This window comes from Streptomyces sp. NPDC031132, assembly GCF_055570595.1.
This window is the reverse complement of record NZ_JBVIGX010000008.1, coordinates 161,861-186,806: the sequence shown is the minus strand read 5'-3', so window position 1 is coordinate 186,806 and position 24,946 is coordinate 161,861. Positions and strand designations below refer to the sequence as shown.

The following is a 24,946-nucleotide window of genomic DNA, read 5'->3' as shown; positions in this document are numbered from 1 at the left end:
TCCGACAGCCGCCCTCAGAGGAGTGCCCAGTGAGTCTTCCGGTAGCCGACGCGAAGACGGTCCGCCGTCACGTACGGAGCCTCGTGCGCAGCCATACCGGCCTGCTGACCCGCACCGTGCTCTGGTTCGTCCTCGCCACGGTCTGCGGTCTGGTCGTGCCCGCCCTGCTGGGCCGTCTGGTCGGGCAGGTGGAGAAGGGCATCACCACCGACCAGGTGGACTTCACCGTGCTGTCGATCGCCGGACTCCTGCTGCTCCAGGGCGTGTTCACCCGCACCGCCCGGCTCCAGGGGGCCCGGCTCGGTGAGCTGGTCCTGGCCGACATCCGCGAGGGGTTCGTACGGCGGGTCCTGACCCTGCCCCTGCACACGGTGGAGAAGGCCGGGGCCGGCGATCTGCTGACCCGCAGCACCCGCGACGTGGATGCGCTGTCCAACGCCGTGCGCATGGGTGCGCCGTCGATCCTGGTGGCGAGCCTCTCGGTGGTCCTGACGCTGGTGGCACTGGTCGTGACCAGCCCGATCATGGTCGTGCCGTGCCTCATCGCCGTCCCGCTCATCGTCTGGTCGACCCGCTGGTACCTGGCACGCGCCCGGGAGGCCTACCTGGCCGAGGCGGCCGGCTACTCCGACCTGGCCCAGGGCCTCTCCGAGACGGTGGCCGGCGCCCGCACCGTGGAGTCGCTGCACCGGTCCGGCCCGCGCTTGCGCCGCACGGACGAGGACGTCGAGCGGGCGAACGGCGCGGAGCGGCGCACGCTCTTCCTGCGCAGCGTCTGGTTCCCGCTGATGGACTTCGGCTACGTGCTGCCGGTCGCCGCCACGCTGCTGTTCGGCGGCCTCTTCTACATCGAGGGCTGGGTGAGCCTCGGCGAGGTGACCGCCGCGACCCTCTACACCCGGGCCGTGATCGACCCGCTGGACGAACTCCTCGGCTGGCTCGAGGAGTTGCAGGTCGGCGACGCCTCGCTGGCCCGCCTGATCGGCATCGAGGCCGGGGCCGGCCCGGAGAGCGACTCCGACCGGCGGCCCGAAGGCGACCGGCTGGCCGCGGAAGGCGTCGCCTATGCCTACCGAGCCGGTCACGACGTGATCGAGGACGTCAGTCTCAGCGTCGGATCCGGTGAGCGCATCGCCATCGTCGGCCCTTCGGGCGCCGGCAAGTCGACCCTCGGCCGCATCCTCGCGGGGATCCACGAGCCGCGTACCGGATCGGTCACGCTGGGCGGAGTGCCGGTCCACGAACTGCCGTTGGAGGAACTGCGCCGCCACGTCGCACTGGTCACGCAGGAACACCACGTGTTCCTCGGGACCGTGCGCGAGAACGTCGCACTGGCCGCGCCGGACGCCACGGACGAGCAGGTGACGGCGGCCCTGGCGGCCGTGGCCGCCGAGGAGTGGGTCCAGGCCCTTCCGAACGGCCTCGACACCGAGCTGGGCACCGACGAGAACCCCGTATCGCCCGGCCAGGCGCAGCAACTGGCCCTGGCCCGGCTCGTCCTGGCCGATCCGCACACCCTGGTGCTCGACGAGGCCACCTCGCTGCTCGACCCGCGGGCCGCCCGCGACCTCGAGCGTTCGCTCGCCGGCGTGCTGCGCGGGCGCACCGTCATCGCCATCGCCCACCGGCTGCACACCGCCCATGACGCGGACCGCGTCGTCGTGATGGAGGCCGGCCGCATCACCGAGCAGGGGGCTCATGACGAGCTCGTCTCGGCGGGAGGCGCGTACGCCGGACTGTGGGAGTCCTGGCACGGGCGCGGCCCCTCGGCCTCTTCGAAATCCCCTGTTCCTTCACCTTCTTCGGACCAGTCCGAACACTGAGCGCCAGGAGAGACCGTTGCAAGCTGACCGCACGCGCATACTCGACGCCGAAGCCATCGCCACCATCGTCTCGAAGGTGGGGCTGGGGCAACTCTACGATCTGACGATCGCCCGTTTGGAAACCGTTCTCGCCACCGGCCACGACGCACCGGTGGAGATGAAGCAGAGGGACGGGTTCCTCATCGAGACACCCCATCTGGGCCTGCTGGAGTGGATGCCCGCCCTCCGGCACGGTGCCACGGTGTCCATGAAGATGGTCGGCTACAACCCGCACAATCCGGCCAAGAACCAGCTGCCCACCATTTTGTCCACCTTGTGCGCCTTCGACGCGGACAGCGGCCACCTGCGGACGGTCATCGACGGGACCTTCGCCACCGCCATCCGTACGGGCGCGGCCTCCGCGCTGGCCAGCCGGGTGCTGGCGCGTCCGGACTCCGCGGTCCTCGGTCTCGTGGGCTGCGGCGCGCAGGCCGTGACACAACTGCACGCCCTGTCGCGCGTCTTCTCCTTCTCCGAGATCCTGGTGTGCGACGAGGACGTACGGGCGGAGAACTCCTTCGCGGCCAGGTCCCGGCTGCCTGCCGGGGCCGTACGGATCGCGCCGCTGTCGGAGGTGGAGGAGCGGGCCGACGTGCTGTGCACCGCCACCTCGGTCGCGCCGTACGCGGGCCCGGTCATCCGGGGAACCAACCTCAAGCCCTGGGTGCACGTCAACGCCATCGGCTCCGACATGCCGGGGAAGACCGAGCTGCCGCTGGAGCTGCTGCGCAAGGCGGTCGTCTGCCCCGATCACGTGGCGCAGGCGCGGGCCGAGGGCGACTGCCAGCAGCTCGCCCCCGAGGAGATCGGGCCCTCGCTCGCCGAGATCCTCCTGGACCCGGAGGCCCACCGGAAGCTGTCCCCCGTCACCACCGTGTACGACTCGACGGGCCTGGCGCTCCAGGACCTCGTCATGGTCGAGGTGTTCGAGGAGCTCGCACGCGACCTCGGCGTCGGTCACCACATCGCCATCGAGGCGACCGCCGACGACCCGCAGGACCCCTACTCGTTCCTGCCGGGGTCGGTCACCCGGTCCTGGGAGGGGCAGCCGGGGGCGCGGCGATGAGCGCGGCGTCCCCTCCCCCGGGGCACGCGGGGCCGGTGAGGGACACCGGCGTGTCCTCGGTCCTGGAGCTGATCGACCGCGAGGTCGCCGCGCACCCGGGCGCGCCCGCGGTGCGCGAGCCGGGCCGGGAGGTGTCGTACGCGGAACTCGACCGCCTCGCGGACACCGTTGCGGGCCGGCTCGGGCGGGACTTCGGCATCGCGCGCGGTGACACGGTGCTCATCGCGGCGCGGGCGGGTGCCGACTTCACCGCGGCAGTGCTGGGCACGCTGCGGGCCGGGGCCGCGTATCTGCCGGTGGACACGACGTACCCGCCCGAGCGCATCGCGCAGATCATGCGCGCGAGCAGCGCGGCACTGCTGGTCCTGGCCGATCCGGGGGCGTTGGACACCGGCGCCTCGGGGAAGCGGGCGACCGGTCTGGCGGGTCTGGTGGCACCGGATCCGGCGGGCGGCACTGCGCCGGCGGCGATCCGCCGCGCGCCGGCGCCGGAGGATCCTGCGTACGTCATCTTCTCCTCCGGATCCACCGGCAACCCCAAGGGCATCGTCCAGACCCACCGCTGCCTGGCCAACTTCATCTCGTGGCAGGTGGACGGCTCCGGGCTCGGGCGCGGACGCCGGGTCCTCCAGGTGGCACCGCTGACCTTCGACGTGTCGGTGCAGGAGATGTTCTACACGCTCGCCTCGGGCGGGTGCCTCCACGTGCCGGAGCCCCATGTACGGCGCGATCCACGGGATCTGATCGACTACGTCATCGACGAACGCATCGAGGTCGTGGACTTCCCGCAGTCGCTCATCGACGTGGTCATGACGCTGCCGACGAACTTCGAGCACGCCGCGGACCTGCGCCACATCATCAGCGCGGGCGAGACGGTCCGGGTCACGGAGGCTCTGGAGGCCCTGCTGACACGCCGGCCGGAGATCACCCTGCACAACCACTACGGGCCGGCCGAGAACCACATGGTGGCCAGCCACTCGATGAGCGCGGCGGCCGGCAATCTCGAACCGCTGCCGCCCGTCGGTTCACTGGTGTGGAACACCTACGTCTACGTGCTGGACGAGCACGGCGTGCCGGTGCCCGACGGGGAGGTCGGGGAGGTGTACATCGGCGGTGCGGGGGTGGCCCTGGGGTACACCGATCCTGAGCTGAGCCGCACCGCGTTCGTGCCCGATCCGTTCCGGCCGGGCGCCCGGCTGTACCGCACCCGGGACCGTGGGGTGTGGCGGGCCGACGAGACGCTCCAGTTGCTGGGCCGGATCGACGACCTGATCAAGATCCGGGGCAATGCCGTGGAACCCCGGGAGGTGGAGGCGCGCCTCGCGGAGTTCGCCGGGGTCAAGGACGCCGCGGCGTTCGCGGTGGTGCGGGCCGGCGGGGCGGTGGAGCTGCACGCTGCTCTCACCGGTGATCCGCCGCCGGCCGCGGAACTGCGCCGGGCGCTGCTTGCGGTCCTGCCCGACTACATGGTGCCGGTGCGCTGGTGGCTGGTGGACGGCCTGCCCGTCTCACCCAACGGCAAGCTGGACCGCAAGGCCCTGCCCGGCGACGGGGCGCAGCCCCTGTCCCTGGTGCCTCACCAGGCGAACGCCTCGCGGTAGCCGCGCTTCTCGATGCAGTACGTCCGGAACGCCTCGGCCTTCTCGACCAGCGCGTCGTCCCCGGTGCGCACGGCGGCTTCGACGAACCAGTCGAACGCCGCCGTCGCATCGGCCTGGCGGGTGAAGTGGACCGCGGCGAACTTCCGGAAGGAGGCGCGCAGGTCGGTTGCGTTCATGTCGGCCGCGGAGGACATCAGCTCGGCCACGTCTGCGTCCGAGACCGGCGGACGCGAAATGATTCGTACGGGCAGCTCCGACTGGATGGCGTTCTTGATTTCAATGGGAGCCTCGGCATCCGAGAAATCAAGGCAGAGGGACAGCCTGGGGAGTCGTGAGACGCTCCGGGCCGAGTGCGGAACCGTGGTGTGGATTTTCCACACCTCGCCACGCCGGAGGTGATAGACGATGTCGTTCTCGGAATGCAGGGAATCCTCGTCCGTGCGCAGGGGTATCTGAAGCCTCGTACCCGGCTCGGAGAATTCTAGAAAATCTACATGGGGCGCGAGAATTCCATCACTGAGGCCGAATACGCGTACCCACTGCAGCCTCTCGAGGGGGAAATTTTCGGTGACGAGCGACATGATGTTGGGAAGCTTCTTGCCCAGCTCAGTCAGGGCGAGCTGCCCCTCGTAGGGACGGAAGGCCGTGTCCTGGGCGCTTCCCCCGGAGTTCGCGAGGACATGCGCCGACCAATGGCCGAAGGAAAATGCGTCGTACTCGCCCCCGGCATCGTTTGAATCGATGACCGAAAGTTCCTCGGCCAGGTCGTAGGAATCGATCGGAAGCGTGGCGAGCCTTTGTGATTTGAGCATGCGAGATCCCGTCGGTTGATGAGCGCACCATGGCGCCGGACTCCGATGATCGGCAATCATAACGATAGGCGGAAGAGAGGGCAATGGGCGGCCGTGGGCATCGGATTCATGATTGACAAGGCTTATTTCCCTTGCGCAGGATCTTAAGGGGACATCATGTTCGTCGGAACCATCGAAGGTATTGGGTGAGCGTACAAAATGCCGAGTGACAATGCCCTGAGTGAATCCTGGCTCGCCCGGCTGGTGGCCGGCCGCGGAGTTCCCTTCCTGGATGTCCTGTCCCCGGACGGCGACACGCCGGAATGCGTCCTGGAACCCGCAGTCACCGAGCGGCTGGACGCCCTGACGGGCGGCGACGCGACCGGCCTCCTGCTGCTGACCGTCGCGGCCACCCGGCTCGCGCTGGCTGCGCTCGACGAGGAACCCGGGCACGTGATCCTGGTGCCCGTGCCCGACGCGCCGCCCGGGGCGGGCGCAGGGACCGGCACGGACGCGGCGCCACGGGAGCTCGCGCTCTGCGCACCCCTCGACCGCGAGGCACCGGCCTCGGCCTTCCTGATGGCGCTGCACGCCGAACTCGAATCCGCCCTGCCCCTCGCCTGGCCCGACCGGGAGGCCGTCGCCTCGCGCCTGCAGCTCGCCGGAGTGCCCGTGGGCCGTGCGCTCGGCCGACTCGGCGTCGTGTGCGAGGAGGCGGGCGGCAAGCTGCTGCAGCCGGTCGGCCTGTGCCTGACCCTGCGCCGCACCGGCGGCCGGCTGACGCTGACCGCCGAGGCGGACGGCGAGCTGCCGGTGGCCGCGGCAGCCCTTCTTCGCTGCACGGCGGCCGCCCTCGCCGAACTCGGCCGCTCCCCCCGGCGGCCGGTCACGGAGCTGGACGTCCTCGGTCCCGCACAGCGCGCCGAACTGGAGCGGTGGTCGGGCCTGCCCGTCGTGGCCGACTTCGCCGACGCGACCCTCACCGGCATCGTCGACGACGCCGCGAACCGCTTCCCGGATCGCGAGGCGGTGTCCGACCACGGCGTGGCGTGGAGCCACCGGGAGCTGGCGCTGCGCTCCTCGCGGGCCGCGCGGTCGCTCACCCTCGACCACGGTGTGAAGCGGGGCGACCGGGTCGCGCTGCTGCTGCCGAAGAGCCCCGAACTCGTGCTGGCCGTACTGGCGGTGTTGCGGGCGGGCGCCTCGATGGTGCCCCTCGACCCGTCGCACCCGCCGGAGCGGGTCGCCCGTCAGCTGCGCCTGAGCGGGGCCGTCTGCGTCATCTCCGCAGAGGACGAACTGCCCGGGCAGGTGGCCATCCCCGTGGTGTCCCCGCAGGCGCTGGCCACCGCAGACGGCCCCGGGGCGGCGGCCGCACCGGATCCCGACGACGAAGCCATCCTCTTCTTCACCTCCGGATCGACCGGCCTCCCCCGCCCGGTGGCGCTCACCCACCGTCAGCTCGCCCACAAGACCCTCACCTCGGGGCGGCTCCTCGGTTTCGACGAGGAGATCCGGTGCGCCCTGCTGTCGGCGGTGACCTCCGACGCCCTGACGTACCAGATCTTCACGACGCTCGCCGCGGGCGGCTGCGTGGTGGTCATGGGCTCGCCCCAGACGCTCTCGCCCGCGGAGTTCTGGGCGGCGACGCGAAGCCTGCGGGTGAACGTCATCAACTGTGTCCCCTCCCTGCTCGCCGTGATGGCCGAAGGACTGCCCGCAGGGGCCGCCGAAGACGTCCGCATCTGTCTGCTGGGCGGCGACGAGATCCCCGCGGGACTCCTGCCCCGGCTGGCGGACCGACTGCGCGTGGGCACCTTCGGCAACCTGTACGGGCCCACCGAGGCCACCATCGAGGCGACCACCTTCACCTGCCCCGGATCGGCCTTCCCCGAATTGACCACCGTCCCGGTCGGCAGGCCCTCCGAGGGCTTCGGCGTGCTGGTGCTCACCCCCCACGGGGACCACGCACCGCCCGGCATACCCGGCGAGATCCACGTACTCGGCCCCGCCGTGGCCCGTGGCTACGCCGATGACGAACCGACCGGCCCGGGGCGGTTCTGCGAGCTCCCCGCGCACCCCGGCGTCCGGGTGTTCCGGACCGGCGACTTCGGCCGCTGGAACCACCGGGGCGAGCTGGTCTTCCTGGGCCGCCGGGACAACCAGATCCAGATCCACGGCAACCGGGTCGAGCTCGGCGAGGTGGAGGCGTCCCTCAGCTCCGTCGCGGGCATCGTCGCCGGCACGGTCCTCCCCTTCACCGCCCCCTCGGGACCGCCCACCGTCGTGGCCGTCTACACCTCGGATCAGAATCTCGAACCGGCCGACGTGCGCCGCCGGCTGGCGCAGCGCCTGCCCGGCTACATGGTCCCGGGCCGCATCGTGCGACTCGACGAACTGCCCGTCACCCTGCACGGCAAGATCGACCGCGTGGCCATCCTGGCCCGTGTGGCGAGCCTGGACGGGCAGGTCTGGCAGCCTGACGACGAAGCCGACCGCACCGCCGCCCGGATCTGGGCCGACGTGCTCGGCACCGCGCCGCACGCCGGGGACGAGGACCTCTTCGCGGCGGGCGGCCACAGCCTCACCGCCGCCGTCCTCGCGGGCCGCCTCGGCGCGGCTGCAGGCGGCGGCGTGATCACCGTCCGCGACGTGTTCGCCGCCCGCACTCCCCAGGGGCTCGGCGCACTGCTGCGCCGCGCCGCGGCCGACGGGCGTCCGGACCCCGCCGCCCGGGCGCCGTGGCCCGAGACCCCGGACCCCGTCCCCGCGAGCAACGCCCAGCGCCGGATGTGGTTCCTCGAGCAGTACGAGGGCGGGGAAGTGCGCCCGTACAACATGGTGGAAGCCTTCCGGCTGCCCGGGGCCCCCGAGACGGCCGACGTGGCGGACGCCCTGGAGCGGACGGTGCGCAGGCACCAGGCCCTGCGCACCGTGTTCCGCACCGACCCCGACGGCCTGCGCCAGATCGTGCTGGATCCGGAGCGGTCCCGGCCCGCACTGCAGGTCCACCGGTCGGACGCCGAGGGCGCCGCCGGCCTGCTGCGGCGCATCGCCGATGCGGAGCAGCGCCACGTCTACGACCCGGCCGGGGGTCCCCTGCTGCGGGCCCACTGGCTCGTCGAGGACGGGCGCCCCGGCGGCACGCTCCTGCTGTCCGTCCATCACAGCGTCTGCGACGGCTGGTCGTTCGCGGTGATCCTGCGCGACCTCCAGCGGTTCCTGAACGGCAGGGAACAGGTACCGGAGCCCACGCAGTACGGTGCCTACGCGCTCGATCAGCACGCCCGCGGGGACGACGCGCAGAGCAGCGCGTTCTGGCGGCGCACCCTGGACGGCGCGCCGCGCGTCGACCTGCCGCTCGACCGCCAGCGGCCGGCGGAGCGCAGCTCGGCGGCGGGCACGGTCCGGCTGACGCTCGGCGAAGGCACGACCCGGTCCGTGCAAGACCTGTGCCGACAGCACGGCACCACCTCGTTCACGGCGATGGTGGCCGCCGTCCGTGTCCTTCTGCTGCGCTGGAGCGGAGCGGACGACATCGTGCTCGGCACGGTCGTCTCGGGCCGTGACCGTCCCGAACTGGCCGACTCGGTGGGGCTGTTCGTCAACACCGTGGCGCTGCGCACCGCGATCGGGCCGGAACTCGGTTTCACCGATGTGGTCGCGGCGGTGGCGGCGCACGCGCGGGAGGTCCGCGCCCATGAGGAGTACCCCTTCGAGGACCTCGTGGAGGCCATGGGGCGCGAACGGATCGCGGGACGCAATCCGCTCTTCGACGTGCTGGTCGAGGCCGCCGTCTCCGGTACGGACCCGCTGGGCACCGAGGAGGGCCCCGCGGCCGAGCACATCCGTCTGAACAGCGGAGCGGAGGGGTTCGACCTCGTCTTCAGCTTCGGCGAGCCCGGCCCGGACCGTCCGATCGAGGTGGCGATCACCTACCGCGAGGACGTGCTGGACGCGGGGACGGCGCACCGGCTCGCCGGCCAGCTGGACCACCTCCTGACCGCTCTGGCCAAGGCCCCCGAGGCTCCGGTCGGCACGGTCCCCCTGCTGCCCGATGCACAGCGCGCCGCGCTCATCGCGCTCGGTACCGGGGAGAGCCCCTCTGCCGCACAGAGCACCGGCACCCTCCTGGACCTCGTCCTCGCACAGGTACGGCGCGCGCCCGAGGACCCGGCCGTCGTCTGCGGCGACCGTGTCCTGACCTACCGCGCACTGGACCGCCGGGCCGATGCGCTGGCCGCCCGGATCGCCGCGGTGGCGCCGACCGGCCCCGACCGCCTGGTCGCGGTGCTGTGCGAGCGCTCCGAGTGGATGCCGGTCGCGCTGCTCGCCGTCCTCAAGACCGGTTCGGCGTTCCTCCCCCTCGATCCGCAGCAGTCGCCGGCCCGGCTGGCGCGGGTGCTCCGCGACAGCGGCGCGGTCGCTGCCGTCACCTCGGCGGACTTCACGCAGACCACGGTCGCCGAAGGCCTGCCCACGGTGACCGTCGGCGAGGCGCCCGAGGCCGCTGCGGTCCGGGCCGAGCCACGACCGCTCCACCCCGCCGGCCCCGCCGACCTCGCCTACGTGGTGTACACCTCCGGCTCCACCGGAACCCCCAAGGGCGTCATGGTGGAGCACCGCGGCATCGTCAACTCCGTCCGGTTCCAGATCGACCACTACGGCCTCGGCGCCGGTGGGGCGATCCTCCAGGTCGATCCGATCCATGCCGACGCCGGGATCGCCGACGTGTTCGGCGCGCTCGGTTCCGGCGCGCCCATGGTGATCGTCACCCGGGAGCAACTGCTCACGCCGGAGGACGTGGCCGCGGTCATGCGGCAGCACCCGGTCCGCCACGTGATGCTCGTGCCGAGTCTCTACCAGATGCTGCTCGACGAGGTCGGTCCGGCGTTCCGCGAGGTGCGCAAGGTCGTGCTCGGCGGGGAGCGGGTCACCCGGGCGCTCGTCGCCCGGCATGCCGAACTCCTTCCCGGCGCCGAGCTGTTCAACGAGTACGGCCCGGCCGAGGACAGCGTGGTCACCACGCTGGATCCGGTGGACACCACAGGGACCCCCGGCACGCCGGACACGCGGTCCGCAACGGCTTCCGGCGACGCCTCGATCGGCCGGCCGCTGCCCGGCAAGTGGGTGGACCTGCTCGACGAGCGGGGCCTGCTCGTGCCGCTGGGTGCTCCGGGCGAAATCTGCATCGGCGGAGCGGGCCTGGCCCGCGGCTACCTCGGCGACGCGGAGCTGACCGCGGCCCGATTCGTGACCAGCCGGGTACGCCCCGGGGAGCGCATGTACCGCACCGGCGACCTGGCCCGCCGGCTGCCCGACGGGCGCCTGGAGTACCTGGGCCGGGTCGACGACCAGCTCAAGATCCGGGGCAACCGGGTCGAGCCGAACGAGGTGGCCGCGGTCCTCGCCGAAGCACCCGGCCTGCGCAACGCCGCCGTGCTCCCGACCACCGGCGCCGAACCGCGGCTGGTCGCCTACGTGGTCGGGGACGCGGACCCGGCGGCGCTCCGCCGGCACCTCGCGGAGCGGCTGCCCGCCTACATGATGCCCGCCGCCTTCGTGAATCTGCCCGCCCTCCCGGTGGCCGCGGGCGGCAAACTCGACCGCCGGGCGCTGCCCGCGCCCGACGAAGTCCTGGCCACCGCGGAATCGCCCGCTGCCGCCCGGCCGTTCACCCCGGCCGAGCAGCACGTCGCCGACGTGTGGACGCAGGTTCTGGAGCGTCCCGTCACGGACCCGGACGCGAACCTGTTCGAGCTGGGCGGCCACAGTCTGGCCGCCGCGCGCATCGCGCACGCCCTGCACGTCAAGGTGCGCACCGTCTTCGACTTCCCGAGCGTGGCCGCGCTCACCAAGGCGCTGGAAGGGCAGTCGGCGAAGGCCGCAGCGGAGCGGGGCCCGGTCGCCGGGTCGCCCTCGGACAGCGGTTACCTGCCGCTGTCCCGGGCACAGCGCCGCGTCTGGCTGACCTCGCGGTGGGCGGGCTCGGACACCTTCATCATCTCCGACCTCGTACGGCTGGGCCGCCGGATCGATGCCGGCGCGCTGCGCAGCGCCCTCGAGGCCGTCGTCGAGCGGCAGGACATGCTGCGCGCGCAGGTCCTGCCCCGGGGAACGGATGCGGAGCTGACCGTGCTGGACCGACTGCCGGACGGCGCACCGCTGGTCGTCGTGGACCTGCCCGGCGCGGACCCCTCGGGGCCGGAGGTCGCGGCCGCACTGCACGACGCCCGACGGGTCGGCTTCACCCTCGAGAAGGCACCGCTGTTCGAAGTGCGGCTGCTCGCAGGGCCCGTCGGCGGTGATCTGCTCACCGTCACCGCACACCACCTGATCTACGACGGCGCGAGCGTCGACGTGCTGCTGCGCGACCTGTTCACCGCGTACGAGCAGGCCGTCGCAGGACGGCCGCCCCGGCTGCCCCGGCTCCCCTACACCTACCAGGAGTGGGTCCGCGAGGAGCAGGAGTGGCTGGCCGGGCCCGAGGCGGAGCGCGAGGTGGAGTTCTGGCGTGAGCGGCTGCGCGGCGTCACGGAAGGGCCCGATCCCGTGGACCCGGCCCGCCGCCGCAGCCGCCGGGGCCGGACCGGACTGGTCCGCCGGTCCCTTCCCGCGGCCGTGCTCCGCGATGCCCCCGGGACCCCGTTCGCGCAGGTGGTCACCGCTTTCGCCCTCACCGTGCACCAGCGCACCCGGGCCACCGACCTCGTCGTCGGTTTCGCCGCGGGACTGCGCCACCGGCCCGAGGCCGACGCGCTGATCGGCTATCTGGTCAACGCGGTGCCCCTCCGGGTCACGCTGGACGACGCGGTGAGCGCGGGCGAGCTGCTGCCCCGGGTCCAGAGCGGGCTCGTCGAGGCGTACGAGCACGCGCGGCTGCCGTTCGACGAGCTCGCGCAGCGGCTGGCGCTGCGCGCGGCGCCGGGCCGCAGCCTGCTGCTCGACCTGGGCGTGAGCTGGGAGAACGCGGGCCTGCGCCCCGAGAGCCATGTGGTCGAGGACCTGCTGGTGGACGATCTGCCCGCCACCAGTGACCTCTGGCTGTACGCACGCGTCAAGGGCGACGCACTGCACCTCGACCTCACCTACGACGACAACCTGCTCGACGAGGCGGAGGCCGGCGGCTACGCCGATCACGTCGCCGCGGTGCTGCGCGGCCTGGCCACCGGCCAGTGGGCACCGCCCACCGGCGTCCCGTCACCGGCCGCGCCCCCGACCCCGACCCCGGAACCGTCCGCACCCGGCGCTGAATGGAGCGACACCCACTATGACTTCTGACACCGCCCTCAGGCTCGGGGACGGGGCGACCACGACCGGACCCGACCCGACGCAGCGGCTGTGCGAGCTGTTCGCCACGGCACTTGAACTGGACGACGTCACGCCGGACACCGACTTCTTCCTCGCCGGCGGGCACAGCCTGTCCGCGCTGACCCTCGCCGTGGCCGTGGAAGAGGCCTTCGGTGTGCGGGTCCGCGTGCGGGACGTCTTCGACGCCGCCACGCCCGAACTGCTCGCGGCCCGGCTGGCCGGCCTCGCCCCCGGCGCCGTGGAACCGGCCGAGCCGGCCCCCGCGCGAGACCGGCCCGACACCGAGCTGCCCGGAGCCGAAGTCGCCGAAGCCACGCGCTGGCTGTGGCTCGAACGGCAGCGCGGGGAAGGCGACTCCGGGGCCTACACCGTGCCCTGTCTGCTGGACGGCGAGGGTGCCGTGGACGCCGACAGGCTGGCGGCCGCGCTCGCCGGCCTGGCGCGGAGCCACCCGGCGCTGCGGACCGTCTTCGTCGAGGCCCAGGGCGAACCGCGGGCGGTGCTCACCGACGAGGTGCCGCCGTTGGAGGTCGTCGACCTGCGCGGGCACGAGGCGGGCGACACCCGGTTCGACGCCTTGGTCGACGAGCGCCTCGCCATGCCGTTCGACCCGTCGACCGGCCCGCTCACCCGGACCACCCTGTTCCTGCGCGACGAAGCCCGCTGGTCGCTCCTGCTGCTCGCCGACCACCTCGTGTGCGACGGACGGAGCCTGGAGATCCTCGCCACGCAACTCGTGGCGGCCTACGGGGACCCGGCCGCCGTCCTGCCGCCCGAGGACCGGCCCGCTCACCGCTCGAGCGGTCAGGAGGCCGCGCTCGACCACTGGCGTCGCGTGCTCCTCCCCCCTCCGGCGCCGCTGCCCCTCCCGGTGCGCGGTCTGCGGACGGAGCAGGCCGGCAGCGCCACCGGCATCGCCGTGCAGGAGATCGGTCCGGACGTGCTGCGGCAGCTGACGCAGCTGGGCCGGCGGCACCACGCGGGCCCGTTCGTGCCGCTGGCCGCCGCCGTCGCCCGTACCCTCGCCGGGATCACGGGCAGCACGGACATCTGTCTGGGCACCCCCGTGGACCGGCGGGCCCGGCTCGGTGCGGACGACGCGGTCGGCTTCCACGTCGCGACCGTCCCGCTGCGGTTGGAGGTCCGGGACGGGACTTCCGCGGACGAACTCGTCCAGCAGGTCGCGCAGCGCACGGTGGACGCGGTGGACCACAGCGAGGTGTCCTTCGACACGCTCGTGGCGGCGCTCGCTCCGCCGCGGTCCCCCGGACGGATGCCGTTCTTCGACGTGTGGGTGGCCCTGTACCCCCGCATCGACACCGGACCGTGTCCGCCGGGCGGGATCGCCTTGCGCGGCGGCCCGATACCCCTGCGCGTCGGCATGTTCGAGCTGTCGTTCCAGTTCGTCGAGCACGTGGACGGCATGCGCCTGGTGCTCCAGTACGACACCGCGCGCTACGCCGCGGACACCGCCGAGCGGATGGCCCGGCGGCTCGGTGACGAAGTGGCGCGCCTCCTTCGGGACCCCGCGGAGCCCGGCCCCGAAGCGGCGCCGACGCACCGGGCCTTCGGCGGCTTCCGGTTCGACGACTGACCCGACCTGTTGCCCTTCCCATGAGGAGATGAACCATGACGACGTCCATCAGGCCCCGGACCGGGACGGAGCTGCGGCTGACCGCGGCCGAGGCCCGGCAGGTGTCCGAACTGACTCTGCGTCTGGCCGACCAGTACCTCGCGGCCGACGACGAACGGCTGCTCCAGGAGCTGCCGTTGCTCACCGCCGGGCTGCCCGTCCGGGTCCGGCGCTTCCTGCGTGCCTTCTCCCTCGACCAGGCACGCGGTTTCTGCTCCGTCAACGGGCATCTCGTGGACGACGAGCGCATCGGGCCCACGCCCGCGCACTGGAAGGACGAGACCCGGATCCACCGCGAACTGCCCGAGGAGATCCTCGTCCTCCTCTACGGTTCGCTGCTCGGCGAACCGTTCGGCTGGGCCACCCAGCAGGACGGGCACCTGGTCAACGACGTGTTCCCGATCCGCCAGTATGAGCGCGAGCTGCTCGGCACGGGCAGCAAGACACCGCTGACCCTGCACACCGAGGACGCCTTCCACCCCTACCGCGCCGACTACATCATCCTGTCGGCGCTGCGCAACCCGGACGCCGTGCCGGTGACCGTGGCGGAGGCGGACTTCTCGGTACTGCCGCAGGACGTCCTCGACGTCCTGTTCCAGAGCCGGTTCCGCATCGTTCCCGACAAGTCGCACCTGCCGGAGAACAACACGGTGCGCACCGACGAGGACCGGCTGGTGTTCGAGAACATCGCGCGCCTCATCGACGGGCTCGGCCTGGTGCCCATGCTGAGCGGCTCCCGGTCCAACCCCCTGCTGTGCTTCGACGCGACGCACATGTCGGCGCCCGAGGAGGACGTCGAGGCCGTACGGGCCTTCGCGGCGGCGGCGGAGCTGCTCGACGCCGGCCTGACCGACTGCACGCTGGAGGCGGGCAGTTGCGTCTTCATGAACAACCACCGGGTGGTGCACAGCCGCAGCGCCTTCCAGGCGCGCTACGACGGCACGGACCGCTGGCTCAAGCGCGTCAACGTCACCCACGACCTGCGCAAGTCCCGTGCCATGCGCCGGTCCGTCGGCTCCCGCCTGATCGGCTAGCCGACGGCCGGCACAGCCGGAACACCACGCATTGTGCCCGGGGCTCCCCAGCCCCGGGCACAGTGCGTGGTGTCGGCGCGGCTACGCCTCCTGGTCCTGCATGGCCTGCCGTACCAGTGCGGAGACCTCGCGGACCGTGGGGGTGAGGAAGAAGTCACCCATGTCGACGCTCACGCCCAGCTGCTTCTCGATGGCGTCGATGACCGAGATCGCGAGCAGGCTGTGCCCGCCCTCGTCGAAGAAGTCCGCATCGGGATCGATCGGGCCGGAGGCGAGGACCTCCTCGAAGATCGCCCCGACCTTCGCCTCGACCCCGTCGCCTCCCGCGCCCGTCTGCGACGGGGCGGATGCCGGTGCCGGGGCGGCGCCGGCCTCGGCGAGACGCACCAGGGCGCCCCGGTCGATCTTGCCGCTCACCATCCGGGGCAGCTCGTCGATCAGCGTGAGGGAGGTCGGCACCATCGCGGGCGGCAGCGCGGCATTGGCCCGCGCCCTGACCTCCTCCACCGTGGTGTCCACGGCTTCCAGCCAGGCCGCCAGCGCCGGGGCGCCGTCGGGGCCGCTCACCACGACGACCGCCGCCTGGCGGACTCCCGGCAGCAGGCCCAGCACGCTCTCCACCTCACCGGGCTCCACCCGGTGGCCGCGTATCTTCACCTGGTCGTCGGCCCGCCCGGTGAACTCCAGCATTCCGTCCGGACGCCACCAGACGAGGTCCCCCGTGCGGTAGCTCCGTCCACCGGGCGCCTCGGCGTCGGCCACGAAAGCGGCCGCCGTCAGCTCCGGCCGGTTGCGGTATCCGTCCGCGAGGCCGTGTCCGGCCAGCCTGAGCTCGCCGACGAATCCGATCGGCAGGACCCGGCCGTCGGCGCCGGTGACGGTGGCGACGGTGTTGGCGATGGGCCACCCGATCGGGAGGCCGGGGCCGGCGTCCGTGCCGTGGTCGAACGCGGTCGCGCCCACCGAGCTCTCCGTCGGGCCGTACTCGTTGATCAGCCTGACTCCGGGCAGCAGCTCGTGGTGGCGGCGCACCAGATCGGGCGTCGTGGCCTCGCCGGCGACCGTGACGGCGCGCAGTGAGGCCGCGGCCCGCGGGAGTTCGCCCAGCAGGACCCGGTAGAGGCTCGGGACGTTCGTGAGGTGGGTGATGCGGTGCTGCTGCGCCAGCTCGGCCAGCTGACGCGGCAGCAGCTGGTGCGTGTCCGCGAGGACGAGGCGCCCGCCGGAGGCCAGCACCGGGAACAGGTCGGCGATCGAGCTGTCGAAGGCCAGCGAGGGCAGCTGCAGCAGCCTGGTGTCGAGGTCCAGCCCGTGGTTGCGCCGCTTCCAGTGGACGTAGCTCGCGATGGCACGGTGCCGGATCTCCACGCCCTTGGGCCGGCCGGTCGAGCCCGAGGTGTACACCACGTACGCGAGGTCGTCCGGGAGCGGCCCGGGCAGGTCGGTCCCCGGCTCGGCGGCGGGGCCGGCGACCGCGGCCTGGATGTCGATCACCGGGGCGGTGAGGCCGACGGGCAGCCCGGTGAGCAGGTCGGGTGCGGCCAGGACGGCTGCGCACGCGGCGTCGTCGAGGATCTCGGCCAGCCTCGCGGCCGGTGACCTCGGGTCGAGCGGCACGTAGGCCGCGCCCGCGAGCAGGGTGCCGGTGATCGCCGGCACGGCGTGGATCGTCTTGCCGGTGAGCACACCCACCCGGTGTCCGCGTCCGATGCCCGCTGCGTGCAGACGGGCCGCCACGGCCTGCGCGGCTTGCCAGAACTCGCGGTACGTGAGGGTCTCGGCGCCGGCGACGACGGCCGTACGGTCGGGGTGCGCGCGGACCGTCTCCTCGATCGGCGCCGTCAGCGTCGTGATGACGCCCTGCGGTGCGAAGCCGCGTCGGCCGAGCGCAAGGGCCGCCGCCGCATCGTCGGCTGCGGCCGACGGCAGCGCGGCCGAGGGGCCGTGCGGATCGACGAATCCGGCCAGGACACGGGACACCGACCGCAGCAGGACCTCCAGGAACCACGCCTCGGCGCGATCCGGTCCGGCCTCGGCGACGAGTTCGCGTACGCCGTCCGCACCGGGCTCGGTCAGTCTCAGCTCGACGACGTCCGGCCGGGACGCGCGCGCAGCGGGTCCGGCACCGACCCTCGCCGAGCCGACCAGCAACGCGCCGACGAGCGCTGCCTCCTCGTCGGCCACCACGGGCGCCGACCGCAGTGCCGCGTCGGCGGCCCTGACCAGATCGCCGACGGTGGCCGGTACGGCAAGCCCGATCCCGGACAACACCGGCCCGGCCGGCCCGGACACGGCCACGACCGGCTCGTCGGTGTGCTCCGCCGCGCCGACCACCACTGCCGTCGCCGCGGTGAGGGCGACCAGTTCCTCCAGGGGGCGGCCGCCGGAGACCTTGGCCAGGCCGTCGACGGCGGCCGCGGTCAGCGCGAGCCTGGCGTGGGACCGCGCTGACTGCGCGGCGCCCGTGCGTCGGGGGCGGATCACGGTGGCGGGCACAACAGAGTCGGGTGTCATGGAAATTTCCCTTGCTCGGGGACGAATGTAGACAACTGCCCGTTGGCCAAGCGGCGTTCCCCGCAGCGTGAGAGCCGCCGTGGGGTTCGAACACCGCATCGGGCACGTGCGGGCACACCCGTCACCGAGGTGGGACGCGAACGGACCGCGCACCGGGGCCGTGGCCGAGCCGGTACGCGGATCACCGCTGACACCAGAGGGTGCCCATGCACTTGTCGGGTCGGAACACCGGGCGGCCCGCAGCTCGGCCGCCCGGCACTCCGACCAGGCCGTCGCCTCGCGTCAGCCGCGCTTCGCGATCATGTTGGCCATGCCTTCCTTGCCCTGCGTCTTCAGCGCCTTGAGGCGGTCCTGGCGCAGGCGGGCATCGCTCCGCGAGGCGATCCACTGGTTCTCGCGGAGCAGCTTGTGGTAGCTGTCCAGGCGGCGCTGCTGCAGCATGCCGTCCTCGATGGCCTCGCGCACGGCACAGCCGGGTTCCGCGACGTGGTCGCAGTCCCGGAACCGGCATTCCTCGGCGAGCTGCTCGATCTCCGAGAACGTCTGCTGCAGGCCGTCGGAGGCGTCGTACAGGCCCACGCCGCGAATGCCGGGCGTGTCGATCAGCACCCCGCCGCCCGGCAGGGGCATCAGCTCGCGGGTCGTCGTGGTGTGGCGGCCCTTGCCGTCGCTCCTGGTCTGCTGGGTCTCCATCACGGAGCGTCCCATCAGCACGTTGGCGATGGTGGACTTGCCCGCGCCCGACTGTCCGACCAGGACGCTCGTCCCCGTCAGAACGGCCGCGAGGACGTCCATGCCGTCGTCGGTGGTGGCGCTGACGACCAGGACGTCCACCCCCGGCGAGGCCTGCTCGACCGTCTCACGGACGCTGTCCGCGTCCTGCGCGAGGTCGGACTTGGTGAGGACCATCACCGGCTGCGCTCCGCTCTCCCAGGCGAGGGCGAGGAACCGCTCGATCCGGCCGAGGTCCGGCTCCGTGTCCAGGGCCACGACGACGCCGATGGTGTCGACGTTGGCGGCGAGCACCTGGCCCTCGGAGCGCTGGGAGGCGCTGGAGCGGACCATCGCCGTACGACGCGGCAGCAGCGCCTGGACGTACGTGCCGGCCGCGCCGGCCTGGACCGCCACCCAGTCGCCCGTACAGGGCATCTTCATCGGGTCGGGGTCCGCGACCGGGCCGGTGTCGGCGTGGACGACGGTCACCTCGGAGTCGCCGTCGGCGATCACGACGTCGCAACGGCCCCGGTCGACCCGGATGACCCGGCCGGGTACCCAGGAGGCGTCGGCAACTGAGGCGAAGTGGTCGTCGAGCTCAGGGGACCATCCGTAGGCCTCCAGGGGCCGCGGGTAGATCGAATCGGCCGATGTCGATGAGTGACGCAACGCGATGAGCCCTTCGGGAGGTTTCCGGCCGGCGCACGCAAGTCGGGTTGCACCGGCTGCTGGACAAGGGGCGGAGGGGGGTGGGCGGCTCTTCGGGTCCCGCTACGGCAGTGGTGACATGAAGGTCGCCCACCTCGGCCGACTCCGATGTACCAGGCATTCAATGCACTTGACGCTACGACAGCACCGAACGGCCCGCAATACCGTTCGAGCGGCGCTGGATTGGGCCTCCAGCAGCGCCGCCGGCGGTGCTGGCCCACTCACCCGGGAGCCCGCCCCGGGTGAGTGGGGGCGGTGGTCTACCGTGCGGCGGGCGCCGAGGTGCGGTAAAGGGCCCGCATCTCCTCTTCCAGCACCTTGACCTCGTCCAGCCTCGGCCGGCTCTTGGGAGCGAACAGCCCGTCCTGCTCCCAGCGTTCCGGGTCCAGGCTCAGCGCCGAGACGTTGAGCCAGCCCCGAGAGCGGATCTCTTCGAGGTGCTCGGGAAGCGCGTCCTCGAGGGCGAGGTAGAAGATGACGTGGGCCAGCTCCTCGATGCGGTCCAGACCGTCGCGCACGCTCGTGAGCACCGTGCCGAAGGCGGGTATCTCGTCACCCGGCAGGTTCTGCTCGAAGAGCCGGGCGAGCGTGGGCACGTCGTCGTAGTAGTCGATGTAGTCGAACGCGAAGACGCCGCGGTAGTTGCGCGCCCAGGCCTGGAAGAGGTTCATGATGGTGCCCTGGGTCGCCACCGCGTGCGCGCCGAGCGCGCTGAGCGTCGTGCTCGCCGACTCGTCCAGGAAGGTCTTCCCGTAGAACTGCGGGTCGGAGAAGGACCATCCGACGTAGTAGTCCCAGATCGTCTTCAACGACATGATCACGGCGTTGTCGTGGAAGGCGTAGGAGCCCTGGATGTTCAGGGTGAGGCCCTCGGCGAGCGAGAGGAACCAGCGGTTGGCGTACCGCACGAAGCCCTCGTCGAAGGACTCCTTCACGTCGCGGCCGACCATCTCGGTCACGAAGCTGTTGGCGTAGCCGATCAGGTTCGACCCCACGGAGTAGTAGGGGTCGGCGAAGACCGCGGCGTCGCCGACGCACGCCCAGCGGTCCTGCGAGAAGACCTGCTGCGAGGAGTGGCTGTAGTTCTTCAGTACGCGGAAGTCGAGGACCGGCAGCTCGCGGACGGCGGGGTCGAAGCCCGGAACGCGCTCGGCGACGAAGTCGATGGCCTTCTCGATCCGGTTGAACTTGGTGACCGGGTGGAGGTCGTCGGACACGACGATGCCGACGCTGGTGTGGTTGGGGGCCAGCGGGATGGCCCACACCCAGCCGCCCTCGAACATGAAGTGGTTGGTCGACTGCCAGCGCGGTTCGGTGATGCGGTCGTGCCAGCCGGAGTGCTCGGCGCCGACCGCCTCGTCGGTGTCGAGCCGGCCCTCGAGCCGGAACCAGACCGAGTTGTGGGGCTTGGGGTACCGCTTGGTGAGGTCGAGCTTGCGCTGCAGCAGCCGGTGCCGGCCCGTGGCGTCGACGACCCATCGGCAGGTGACGCTGGTCGGCTGGGCGCCGTCTTCGTCGACGGCCTGGTAGGTCACCCGGTGCGGGGCGTCCTGCTCGCCGAGCTCGATGTCGAGCACCTTGACGCCCTGCGTCAGCTCGGCCCCGGCAGCCGTCGCCACCACGCGCAGGTGCTCCTCGAAGGAGCCGCGGTTGAGCTGGTAGGACTTCGCCGGGAGGAAGCGGTTGACGCCGAACTCGGCTTCCTCGTGGAGGCCCGAGCCGCCGCCGTAGAAGTACCGGAGCCCCAGCTTCTCGAGGTGGTTCTCCTCCAGGTAGTCGTACAGGCCCAGGACGTGGTGGAAGTAGTACGCGCCCACCTCGACCGAGGACTCGCCGACCTTGTGCGCGGACAGCGGGATCGGTGAGCGCTCGCGCTCGCAGACGAGGACCGACAGCTCGGGCTGCGCGTCCTTGAGCTGCTTGGCCAGGCACAGCCCGGCCAGGCCGCCGCCCGCGATGACCACGTCGTAGTCGACACCGCCGAACACGGAGTCAGTACCGATTTGCCTGCTCACTTTGTACCCACCTTGTCGTTCTGTCGGTTCTCGATGTTGAGGGCCAGGCTCCGGACGGTCCGGTCCGTGTAGGGGTCCGAGACCTCGAGCTGGACCCCGATCCGCGTCTCCACACGGGAGAGCAGGTCCATCACGCTGAGGGAGTCGCCGCCGAGGTCCACGAAGTCGTCGTCCAGGCCGATGTGCAGCGGCGCGAACAGCTCCTGCCAGATCTCGAGGAGCGCGGCCTCGACCTCCGTCGCCGGCTCGGGCCCGTCCACGCCCTGGCCGACGGCGCCCGCGTACAGGGCCACCAGGGCCTTGTCGTCGACCTTGCCGTGGCGGGTGAGCGGCACGGAGTCGACCGGGATGATCGCCGACGGGACCATGTACTCCGGCAGGTTCTCCTGCGCCACGGCGCGCAGCCGGTCGACGTCCTCGGCGGTGGGCCCCTGGACGAAGGCGATCAGGAGCGGCGTATCGGAGTCCGTGGCGTGGCGCAGCAGGTGGACGTGGCCGACCGCGGCGTCCTGCGAGAGGACCTGGGCCACGTGGCCCAACTCGACGCGGCGGCCCCGGATCTTCACCTGGCCGTCCCGGCGCTCGATGAATTCGAGGTCACCGTTGCCGTGCAGCCGGACGATGTCCCCGGTGCGGTAGACGCGCTTCCCGGCGGCCGGGGACGAGGTGGGCGTGAAGAACCGCTCCGCAGTGAGCTCGGGATCGCCCAGGTAGCCCCGGGCCAGGCCCGCCCCGGCCAGGTGGAGCTCCCCGATTCCGCCCGGTACCACGGGCTCGCCGTCCTCGTCGAGGACGAACGCCTCGGTGTGCTCGATCGGCTTGCCCATGAGCACGCGCTGGTCGGAGGCCGCGAGGCGGTGGACAGTGGAGCAGACCGCGTTTTCGGAGGGTCCGTACTCGTTGTACAGGTCCACCTGCGGAAGACGCTCGAAATGCTCCTGGGTCAGACTCGTCGTGAACCGTTCACCGGCGATCGTGACGCACCGCAGGGACTTCACCCGCCGGTCTTCCATGCCTTCCAGGAGGCGCTTGTAGAGCATGGGGGTGATCAGGAAATGGGTGACGTCCCGGTGCTCCATCAGGCCGGTCAGATACTGCCGGTCGGTGATGCGGTCCCGGCGCGGCAGGAGCAGACGCGCCCCGGAGGTGAGGGTGGAGAAGGTGTCCACCACGGCGCTGTCGAAAGACGGCCGCGGAATGGCCAGAGTCACGTCTTCCGGACCGAACCCGTAATAGGAATTGCGCCACGTCAAGGTGTTGACGATCGCACGGTGTTCGACGGCCACGCCCTTGGGGTTCCCGGTCGTCCCCGATGTGTACACCACGTACGCGAGGTCGGACTGCGTGGCCACCGGCTCGGGGTCGGAGTCCGGCGTGGCGAGGGCGGCGCCCATGACGTCCAGGACGAAGAGCTCGCCGTTGAAGAACATCGCGCCGGCGGCCGCCGACGACTCGATCACCATGGCCCTGGGTGCCACGGCCTCGACGATCCGCTGGGTCACCGCGGGCGGGTTGTCCGGGTCCAGGGGGACGTAGGCACCGCCGGCCTTGAGGACGGCGAGCATGGCGATGATCACGTCCGGCGGATGCCGGACCAGGATCGCCACCCGGTCGTCGGGACGGACTCCGCCGGTGTCCCGCAGATGGTGTGCCAGCCTGTTGGCCCGGCGATTCAGCTCGCCGTAGCTCAAAAATTCACCTTCGAATTCCAGAGCCGTATGATCCGGCAACCTTCTGGCGCATTCCTCAAAAAGGAAAGTCAAGGTCTTCGGATCGCCATGGTTCATCAACAAACGCCCCCTGCCGGATTATTGCCAATTCACGATTCGAAAAGCGTAGCCGCCGCCGATCGAAGCGCCCTCTATTCACACTCGAGTGCAAGGACGGTGCGCCGGTCGCCGCTGCGGCCGCTCGGGCCTACGGCTTCGCCGGGTCGACGGCCGGCCAGGCGCGCTCGGCCCGGTCGCGCAGCAGCTCGGCGGTGATGCCGCGTTCGGCGCTCAGCCGGGTGAGGACACCGGCCTGCTGTACCTGTTCGGCCTCGGGGTCGTACTCGGACCCGGTGAGGTGCTTGAGCCAGGGTTCGAGGCCCATGGCGTAGGCGTAGACGTGGCGGGCGTTGAGCTGCTGGGCGAGCTCGTCGGCCTGGGCGGCGTTGCTGCCCTTGAGCCGGCGCCCGGTGTTGTGCTCGCGGGAGAGCTTCCCTTCCAGCATCGGCCCGTACAGCCACTTCAGCGGGGCTCCGACGCACTCGAGGCCGATGAAGAGCGCGTCGAGGGGAGTCTCGGTGAGGCCGGGGATGTTGTCGAACAGCGCGGGCTCGAGCGGCGTGATGTCGGTCGCGAAGAGGAACCTGCGGCCGCCGGCCTGGACGAGGGGCACCATCTTGGTGCGGATGTCGAGGTCGGCGTGCTCGCCCACGAAGGGGAGGGCGGTGACGTCGACCTGGTCGGCCACGCGGTGCGTTTCGAGTTCGGCCAGCTCCTGGACGTTGGAGAAGCCGAGGGCCTGGAGCATCGACTTGAGGCTGGGATCGGGCAGCGATCCGCCGGAGGCGCGGGGAACGACGATCGTGCCGATGCGGGTGCGGAGTTGGAGCAGGGTCTCCAGCGAGAAGTGGTCGGAGTGGAAGTGGCTGATGACGACCGCGTCGATGTGCCGGGGGAGGTCTTCGAGCGTGTAGTGCTCGTAGCCGTCGCCGGTGTAGCCGATGAGCGGGTCGAGGAGGACGGACGTGGTGCCGGTCTCGATCAGCACGGTTGCATGGTTGAAGTACCGCACCCGGACGTCTCCGGGCGCGGGCGGGGTGTGCTGCGGCGGCGGCGCGTCGTGGAACAGCGCGGTGAACGCCGGGAGGTCGGCATCGCTGACCCCGAGGCGCTGCGCGAGCTGAGGGACGTCGACGGGGTCGAGGCGCGCCGCGAACAGTTCGTCCCACACCGGGGAGTCGAAGGGCAGATCGATGTCCAGGCGGTCGGGGCGCGGCAGGACGGGGCTGCTGTACACGAAGGGCTGGGCGCTCGGCGCGGCGGCGGTGAGAGACACGCACTGACCGTGGCGCTCCTGCGCGGGCGAGCTGTACATCAGCGCTTCGAAGAAGCGGAAGGTGGGCCGGTGGGCCGTGTCGTAGACGAGCTCGACCCGCCCGCGCAGGGAGGCGGGGACCAGGGGATAGAGGGGCTCCATCGGCCCGCCGAGAGCCTTCTCCCGCAGCAGGGCACGGAGCTCGGCTATGTCGTCGGCCAGCTGGAGCTTGGCCTGGCCTTCCTTGACCATGGTCTCGCGCGCCGCCCGGACTTCGTCGAGGGTGGCGCCGTCGGGGTCGAGGAAGGGCGCGCCGTAGCGGTGCGGGTCCGCGATGACCGCATCGTGGAGGTGAGGTGCCTTCAAGTAGCTGTCCACGATGGGCAGCAGACGGTCCCGCAGGTTGAGGGCTCCGGTGTGGGGCGCCAGGAGATAGGGCCACGCGTACCAGCGGTGCAGCAGGGGTTGAGGAACCACGGACGGGCGAAGGTAGAGCTTCTGGTGTGCCGGCACGGTAATTCCCTTACTGTCGATGAGGTCACGGGAGCATGAGGCCGAGTCAGTTCCTTTGCCTCGCCTATTCGTTCATGCGTGTCACGAACAACAGTCCATGAATCCGGCAATTTAGCAGGACAGTTGCCCGCCAATCCCGCCGCCGGTGTATCTCTGGATT

The 24,946-nt window shown here is 71.7% G+C and carries 12 protein-coding genes; 6 read left to right on the top strand and 6 right to left on the bottom strand.

Going from position 1 to position 24,946, the window contains the following annotated elements:
* The first annotated feature begins 29 nt into the window (after positions 1–29).
* From ACZ49B_RS14855 to ACZ49B_RS14845, 3 genes are read left to right on the top strand one after another with little or no spacing between them, the layout of a single operon-like run.
* The gene (locus ACZ49B_RS14855) at positions 30–1,823 is read left to right on the top strand and encodes an ABC transporter ATP-binding protein (protein WP_468305281.1); all 1,794 of its coding nucleotides are present in this window, start codon (positions 30–32) and stop codon (positions 1,821–1,823) included.
* Between the two features lie 16 nt (positions 1,824–1,839).
* Complete coding sequence (locus ACZ49B_RS14850) at positions 1,840–2,928, top strand: ornithine cyclodeaminase family protein (protein WP_468305278.1); 1,089 nt, start codon at positions 1,840–1,842, stop codon at positions 2,926–2,928.
* A gap of 50 nt (positions 2,929–2,978) precedes the next feature.
* Positions 2,979–4,529, top strand: a complete 1,551-nt coding sequence (locus ACZ49B_RS14845; protein WP_468305275.1) for an amino acid adenylation domain-containing protein — start codon at positions 2,979–2,981, stop codon at positions 4,527–4,529.
* On the opposite strand, the gene ACZ49B_RS14840 is transcribed toward ACZ49B_RS14845, so the two are convergent.
* Entirely contained in the window at positions 4,505–5,341 is an 837-nt protein-coding gene (locus ACZ49B_RS14840) for a putative nonproteinogenic amino acid hydroxylase (protein WP_468305272.1), read from the bottom strand. The two genes, ACZ49B_RS14845 and ACZ49B_RS14840, sit on opposite strands and share 25 nt — an antisense overlap.
* A gap of 198 nt (positions 5,342–5,539) precedes the next feature.
* Here ACZ49B_RS14840 and ACZ49B_RS14835 point away from each other — a divergent pair, with 198 nt between their 5' ends.
* From ACZ49B_RS14835 to gntD, 3 genes are read left to right on the top strand one after another with little or no spacing between them, the layout of a single operon-like run.
* A complete protein-coding gene (locus ACZ49B_RS14835; protein ID WP_468305269.1) occupies positions 5,540–12,601 on the top strand; it encodes an amino acid adenylation domain-containing protein in 7,062 nt (2,353 codons plus the stop codon).
* Positions 12,591–14,225, top strand: coding sequence for a condensation domain-containing protein (locus tag ACZ49B_RS14830; RefSeq protein ID WP_468305266.1), 1,635 nt, complete (start codon positions 12,591–12,593; stop codon positions 14,223–14,225). The genes ACZ49B_RS14835 and ACZ49B_RS14830 overlap by 11 nt, the downstream gene beginning before the upstream one ends.
* A 35-nt stretch (positions 14,226–14,260) precedes the next feature.
* Entirely contained in the window at positions 14,261–15,298 is a 1,038-nt protein-coding gene (gene gntD, locus ACZ49B_RS14825) for a guanitoxin biosynthesis L-enduracididine beta-hydroxylase GntD (RefSeq protein ID WP_468305263.1), read from the top strand.
* An 81-nt stretch (positions 15,299–15,379) separates the two neighbouring features.
* On the opposite strand, the gene ACZ49B_RS14820 is transcribed toward gntD, so the two are convergent.
* From ACZ49B_RS14820 to ACZ49B_RS14800, 5 genes are all read right to left on the bottom strand, one after another.
* Positions 15,380–17,812, bottom strand: coding sequence for a non-ribosomal peptide synthetase (locus tag ACZ49B_RS14820; RefSeq protein ID WP_468305260.1), 2,433 nt, complete (start codon positions 17,810–17,812; stop codon positions 15,380–15,382).
* A gap of 282 nt (positions 17,813–18,094) precedes the next feature.
* Positions 18,095–19,195 carry a ribosome small subunit-dependent GTPase A gene (gene rsgA / locus ACZ49B_RS14815; protein ID WP_468305257.1) on the bottom strand — a complete coding sequence of 367 codons (1,101 nt, stop codon included), beginning with the start codon at positions 19,193–19,195 and terminating at the stop codon, positions 18,095–18,097.
* A 299-nt stretch (positions 19,196–19,494) separates the two neighbouring features.
* Positions 19,495–21,249 (bottom strand): NAD(P)/FAD-dependent oxidoreductase, encoded by a 1,755-nt coding sequence (locus ACZ49B_RS14810; RefSeq protein WP_468305254.1) that lies wholly within the window; start codon positions 21,247–21,249, stop codon positions 19,495–19,497.
* Positions 21,246–23,036, bottom strand: coding sequence for a non-ribosomal peptide synthetase (locus tag ACZ49B_RS14805; protein WP_468305251.1), 1,791 nt, complete (start codon positions 23,034–23,036; stop codon positions 21,246–21,248). The genes ACZ49B_RS14810 and ACZ49B_RS14805 overlap by 4 nt, the downstream gene beginning before the upstream one ends.
* 130 nt (positions 23,037–23,166) lie before the next feature.
* Positions 23,167–24,786: an MBL fold metallo-hydrolase gene (locus ACZ49B_RS14800; RefSeq protein WP_468305248.1), complete on the bottom strand. Its 1,620-nt coding sequence runs from the start codon at positions 24,784–24,786 to the stop codon at positions 23,167–23,169.
* Positions 24,787–24,946 lie beyond the last annotated feature (160 nt).